Raw genomic sequence first — 6,302 nt, 5'->3', positions numbered from 1 at the left:
GTTTTCAGGGAGGAGATCAAAATTGGTAATCCCCCGTTTTTAACTGGGTAGATAAGTAGAATCAGTTAAGCGCTGAATATGCTGCATCGGTGTGAAGCCATTCAGTGCCATACTCGGTTGCTCATGATTATAGAACCATTGCCATTGTGTGGCGTATGCCTGTAACTCACTCAGCGAATAAAACAGATAATGTCCCAGCCAGTCATAACGGACTGTCCGGTTATAACGCGCAATATAAGCATTCTGTTGCGGTTTCCCCGGCTGAATAAAATTGAGGATGATGTTTTGTTGTTCAGTCCATATTATCAGTGTGTTACCTGAGTATTCTGGGCCGTTGTCACAACGAATCGATGCCGGTTTTCCTTTCCATTCAATTAGCTGCTCAAGAGTTCTGACTACCCGACTGGCCGGAAGGGAAAAATCGACTTCTATCGCCAGAGCCTCACGATTGAAATCGTCGATAATATTCAGCAGACGGACGGTGCGACCATCTGACAACTGATCGTGCATAAAATCCATTGACCAGCTCTCGTTACTGCCTGCGGGTACACTCAGCGGTTCAGGCTTTTCACGTTTCAGTCATTTTTTAGGTTTTATCCGCATATTCAACGACAGTTCGCAGTAAATCCGGTAAATTCTTTTGTGGTTCCAGGCGAAGCCTTTTACGTTGCGCAGATACAGATAACACAGGCCAAAGCCCCAGTTTCGCTGGCTGTCTGTGATACGAACCAGCCAGTCGGCAATTATCTGATTTTCCTGACTCAGTAAGTGCCTGTAGTGGTAGCAACATTCGCTGACGACAAAGAGCTGACAGGCCAGACGGATACTGAGCCCCCGGTGTTCTACCGCATACTGCGCCATCCGCTTCCGGTCTGATGGCTTCACCACTTTTTTGCCATTGCTTCCTGAATAATTTCGGCCTTAAGTCGCTCTTCGGCATACATTTTTTTCAGCCGACGATTCTCTTCTTCGAGTTCTTTCAGTCTGCTCATCAGTGCCGCATCCATCCCACCAAACTTTGAGCGCCATTTATAAAAACTGGCACTGCTGATGCCATGCTCCCGGCACAGTTCAGGAACCGGTGCCCCCGCCTCAGCCTGTTTGAGAATGGTGATGATCTGACCGTCAGTAAAACGTGATCGCTTCATAGAAATCCCCCTGCATTCAGGTTAGGAGAAAATTCTACTTATGCATGCACTGGTTTTTCGGGGGGATTACCAAACAACAAATAAATATCATTAAAAATAACTCAATAGCATTGAATGAATAACAACAAAAAGAATTGAGATCATACATTTATAAAAATAAAAACAGAGCTTATTATATTAAGCACATAGTTATTAATAAATTATCAGAAAAATATAAAAGCAGTTATGAACTATAAATCATATTCCCATCATGACTATATAACTTGTTCTATTTACAATCAACAGGGTTAATCGCCTAAACTTTATAAGGTGATCCAGGGATTTGCCGGAAAAGGAAGAAGACAATGAAGAAAATTAGTGTGGTGGTAGCTGATAAATATCCACTGATGTTAAAGGGAATAGTAACATTCTTATCAAAGTATCCATCTATTTATGAAGTATCATCTACCTTCACTGATGCTCTGAGTGCAGCTGAGTATTGTTCACAATATGAACCAGATGTATTGATTCTTGGTGAGTTCTCTGACGGTCTGGGGGGCATTGAACTTATACGCTGGATACACTCTATGAGAATAAAATCAAAATTAATATCATATATGGAAAAAAAAACATATATAGATGCAAATAAATTCATTGATGCCGGTGCAATGGGAGTTGTCTGGAAGACCAGTCCTCCTGAAAATTTAAACCACGCGATTGAAAATATCTATAATAATACTCATTATTTTGATGATGGTTTGCTTCAGACATCGCCCGTCACAAGAAAACCCGTCCCTGGTAATTTTCTGACAATGCGTGAAAGACAAATTCTGCAACTTATTGCAGATGGGCAAACAAATAAACATATCGCAAAAATTTTGGACGTCAGTAATAAAACTGTTGAAACACACCGCTTAAATCTTATGAAAAAAATGGATGTTCATAGTGGAATTGAACTTCTAAAAGTAGGTCTGAGAATGGGTGTATGTACCATATAGAGTATAAGGGAAAGGTATAGCCCTGGTAGTTAGTATAAATTTCGCTCGTTTCGGGTGTTTTTAACTCCATAAGAGTAAGAGCCTGTCCAGGAAAGAGTTGTCAGAATACTGTCACTGTAGTGGTCATTTGACTGCTCCACGTCCTGAATGACGGGGATTCCCACTTCAACGAGCCGAACCTAAGCCGCGTGCTGCGATTCAGGGTTTACAGGCTCTCCGTGGGCTAACACTGCCAGCCCGGCAGCTTTAATATTACGTGCCGCGTTAATATCGCGATCATGGTCTGCGCCACATTCAGGGCAGTGCCATTTACGAACATTAAGAGGCATTTTTTGCATGGTGATACCGCAGCAACTACAGCGTTTTGAGGACGGAAAATACTGGTCAATGGCGACCACTGTCCGCCCGGCCCATTTGCCTTTGTACTGGAGCTGGCGAACAAGTTCGCTCCAGCCTGCGTCAGCTATTGCTTTAGACAGCTTCGGGTTGCGGATCATGTTTTTCACCTTGAGGGATTCGACGCAAACAACTTGGTTTTCGTTAATCAGTTTGCGGGACAACTTGTGCAGATTGTCCATCCGGCAATCTGCGATTTTCGCGTGGAGTCGGGCGACCTTTAAGCGGGCTTTAATACGGTTTCTTGAGCCATTTTGCTTCCTGCTTAAACGGCGCTGTAGCAGCGTTAATCGCTTCGCATATTTAGCGGTGTGGCGGGGATTGTCGGTTTTGAATCCGGTATCGGTGACGAATAAATCTTTTAAGCCAACATCAATGCCGACCGTTTTAGCGGTCACAGGCATTGATACAGGTTCAAACTCACACAGGCAGGAAATAAAGTACCTGCCAGCGCTATCTCTGGAAATGGTAACGGTTGACGGCACAGATGGTAATTCGCGACTCCAGCGAACATCCAGCGGCGACTTGCTCTTTGCTATGTACAACTCGCCGTCACGGTATTTAAACGCGCTAGCAGTGAACTCAGCCGCCTGTTTGTGCCGTTTGCTTTTGAAAGCCGGATATGCAGTTCGTCCGGCAAAGAAGTTAGCAAAGGCGGCTTGTTGGTGGCGCAACGACTGCTGGAGGGGAACGCAGGAAACATCATTCAGCCATATGTATTCAGGCTCTTTTTTGAGCGCCGTAAGGCGAGCGTTGGCCTGTAGATAACCGCTCTTTTCCTTTCGCTCGTAGTACGCATCGGTACGCCAGCGAAGGATGGAATTGTAGACGAAGCGCACACAGCCGAACGTCTGAGTTAAAAGCTCAGCCTGCTCAGTTGTCGGGTAAAACCGGTATTTATATGCGCGTTTCATGTGTTCACATACTAAAGAGGAAAATGTGATACAGTTAGCCGGAAAACCGCCTCCTTTCCTCCCCGGCCTGAAGGCCGAGGTTTCCCGGAGGCATTCTGATGATATTGACCACTATTCTACGGCAAGAACAATAACCGCACTCTGATTCTTCACATGTCAGCCCGCCGTTGGAAAAAGAGAGAGCCGACACAATAGTCGTCGCCCACTACATAACCTCTGTGTTACTGCCAGACCTTGTCTTTAGTCGCTTAACAATTTACTGGTCCCCATTTTGTTTCCAGACGTCTGAAGAGCTCTTCATAACGCTTTTCGTCCTGCTATTCCCTGCTGACTGGTGATGCAGCCCCTGACGTTTTCGTCTGAGATACTCCAGCCAAAGTTTATCGCTTCACTGTCTTTCCTGTCTGAATAACCTGATATCAACGAAAATCGGCAATGCATACAAAAATGGGTATTTGTCTGATAACTCAACTGAAAGGTGGATGACAGCTTTTAAGAATGAAATTTCTTTAAGCCAGTTGAATTTACTGTAAAGTATAATTTGTTAGTACAAGATACTTAATTACAACTTAAATATCATTAGGAATGTTTGTATAATACACACGTAACATGTTGTTTGTATTAGAATAATATTTTATCATAAAATGATTCCTAAGGTCTTTTGATAGCGATATCATTTGTTTAAAATCTAACTCATGAAATAACTCAACGACATTTTGCTTTTCTAGAAATAACCCATAGTTATCACCATTCATAAGAGTTATGACCTTTTATGTAAAATTGAAATCATCCTCACAGTGCTGTGATGCTATCTCGACCTATCATAGGAGTGGCATGTCTGCGTATATACTATGATTTTTTTCTTTTAAAATAATATGGTAGATGATTTTTTGCACTTAATAGCAGAAAACCATAGGTTTCCCAACACTAGGATATTATTTTGAAGCAGTCATCTTTAAATATTTATCAGTAACCCAACCTGATGTGTTCAGTAGAATCAGGCGATAATATAATGTTTTATTTTGTGTCTAAATATTAATAGCTGGGCTCAATAAGAGTCTGTCTGGAGAAATAACATAATGAATGCGATTGAACTTTCTGAACAATCACAAGCAATCCATGATTTTAATCTGACTTACCTTTTATTGGCACAACGATTAATTTTGGAGGATAAAATATCTGCCGGCTTCAGACTGGGACTAAATGAAGCGACAATGGAATCTCTGGTGGGTTTATCTCTTCCTCAGTTGATTAAATTATCGTCTACTGGACAATTAATTTGTCGTCTACGTATAGACAGTGAAATGATACTTAATTGTTTAACCAGAGATTCAAGGATTGATGCTCTGCAACGTATTCACACTGGAATTATTCTTTCCACAGAATTACTGGATTCATTGTCAGAACAGAAAAACATTGCCGTCTGAGGGTACGATTATGAGTGATAAAAGCATTATTAATGAAGTTAAGGATGCTCAAATTGCAATGGAGCTGATTAATCTTGGCGCAAGAATGCAGGTTCTTGAAAGTGAAACTAACCTGAGTCGTCGGTGGTTATTAAGACTTTATAAAGAAATTAAAGGGTGTTCGCCTGCAAAAGGTATGCTGCCATTTTCTGCTGACTGGTATATGTCATGGGAACAGAACATTCATTCTTCGATTTTCTATAACATCTATCGCTTTTTGCAAAAGAAAAACTTTGGCCGTCCTGTTGAAGTCATGCTTAAAGCTTACCGACTGTATCTGGACCAGATTCAGAAAGAATCCGGTGAAAAGTCTATCCTGAGCTTAACCAGAGCCTGGACACTGTTACGCTTCATTGACTGCGGAATGGTAGAATTGACGCGTTGTTGCGGTTGCGGTGGCAGTTTTGTCACAACACCAGGATACAGTTTGCACACCTTTACCTGTAGCCTGTGTTTTCCGCCTTCTCGCGCAAGCAAAAAAATGAAAGAACAATCAATTGAACATGTAAGCCATGAGATTTAATGAAAACTAATACGCATATCTTCCTGCCATCCGTGGATTTCAAATGCACAGAATGGCAGGGATGGTGGCGATTATAAAGACGTGGAGTGACAGAGGTTTTCTGGCTGCTATCTTCACCAGACTCATACAGAAATCCGGTAACTATTTCCAACGTGATGATGAGAATGATCGCCGTCTTCTCCATAAAGTGATGGCATATTTCCAGTCTGAACTATTAATTTTCGCAGAGTGGTTACTCTTTCCATATGGATTTCGAGTAATTGATTACTCCTTTGATTCAAATCACTTGCACGACGTAGCACCAAAGTAATCCCTTCCCAACGAGTGGCAAATCTGGCATTATTTTTATAAGGAATATAAAGCTGTGCATTTTTTTCTGCATGCTTACGTTCTTCATCATAAAAATTAATTGCAGCCAACAAACGACTTTTATTATCAGAGATAACCTGAAGCGAGACTGGATTTATTCTCGCGCGGCTGAGCTGGGAAACTTCTTCCAGCAAGGTACCTTCCAGTTCATCAAGAAGTGTTTGCAATTTAATAAGATTTTTTTCTAACTGATCTTTCACTTTGTTACTCCTGGTTTATGAAAATCGAATAATCTCATCAACCAACCGGGTGGCGATATGATCACTGTCCAAGGTTAATTCACCGGCGGCTATTTGCGCAGAGATTTTGGCGAGGCGGGCGTGGTCTACATCGTTGGAATCATCTGAGGTAAATATGTCAGACAGATGACTTAATTCAACATGCACACTGGCATCTTGATCGTCGGATCGCAGTGATCCACCCTGCGGTTGAGGCTGACGTGAATCCGTTGATTGTCGGATGTCAGCTCCCTGTACAGGAGAGGTCTGGCAAATACGCTCGATACTCAT

At 42.2% G+C, this 6,302-nt stretch carries 6 protein-coding genes and 1 pseudogene; 3 read left to right on the top strand and 4 right to left on the bottom strand.

Features of this window, described 5'->3' with window-relative positions; genetic code table 11:
- Positions 1-39: 39 nt before the first annotated feature.
- A pseudogene (locus FEK42_RS14970) lies at positions 40-1,148 on the bottom strand (IS3 family transposase).
- Positions 1,149-1,492: 344 nt separating this feature from the next.
- Between FEK42_RS14970 and FEK42_RS14965 the strand changes: the two are divergent.
- Positions 1,493-2,125: a response regulator transcription factor gene (locus FEK42_RS14965; protein WP_135491840.1), complete on the top strand. Its 633-nt coding sequence runs from the start codon at positions 1,493-1,495 to the stop codon at positions 2,123-2,125.
- Positions 2,126-2,304: 179 nt separating this feature from the next.
- Here the strand turns inward: FEK42_RS14965 and FEK42_RS14960 are convergent, their stop codons facing one another.
- Positions 2,305-3,435, bottom strand: a complete 1,131-nt coding sequence (locus tag FEK42_RS14960) for an RNA-guided endonuclease TnpB family protein (protein WP_135491839.1) — start codon at positions 3,433-3,435, stop codon at positions 2,305-2,307.
- A gap of 1,079 nt (positions 3,436-4,514) precedes the next feature.
- On the opposite strand from FEK42_RS14960, the gene flhD reads away from it, so the two are divergent.
- The gene (gene flhD, locus FEK42_RS14955) at positions 4,515-4,862 is read left to right on the top strand and encodes a flagellar transcriptional regulator FlhD (RefSeq protein ID WP_135491838.1); all 348 of its coding nucleotides are present in this window, start codon (positions 4,515-4,517) and stop codon (positions 4,860-4,862) included.
- 10 nt (positions 4,863-4,872) lie between these two features.
- Positions 4,873-5,424 (top strand): flagellar transcriptional regulator FlhC, encoded by a 552-nt coding sequence (gene flhC, locus FEK42_RS14950; protein WP_130209553.1) that lies wholly within the window; start codon positions 4,873-4,875, stop codon positions 5,422-5,424.
- A gap of 122 nt (positions 5,425-5,546) precedes the next feature.
- On the opposite strand, the gene flgN is transcribed toward flhC, so the two are convergent.
- Both flgN and flgM read right to left on the bottom strand, forming a co-directional pair.
- Positions 5,547-5,993, bottom strand: a complete 447-nt coding sequence (gene flgN / locus FEK42_RS14945; protein ID WP_135491837.1) for a flagellar export chaperone FlgN — start codon at positions 5,991-5,993, stop codon at positions 5,547-5,549.
- Between the two features lie 15 nt (positions 5,994-6,008).
- The gene (flgM, locus tag FEK42_RS14940) at positions 6,009-6,302 is read right to left on the bottom strand and encodes a flagellar biosynthesis anti-sigma factor FlgM (protein ID WP_135491836.1); all 294 of its coding nucleotides are present in this window, start codon (positions 6,300-6,302) and stop codon (positions 6,009-6,011) included.

Origin of the sequence: Escherichia sp. E2748 (genome assembly GCF_005781125.1) — a bacterium.
Taxonomy (GTDB): Bacteria; Pseudomonadota; Gammaproteobacteria; order Enterobacterales; family Enterobacteriaceae; genus Escherichia.
This window is presented reverse-complemented; position numbering and strand designations above follow the sequence as displayed.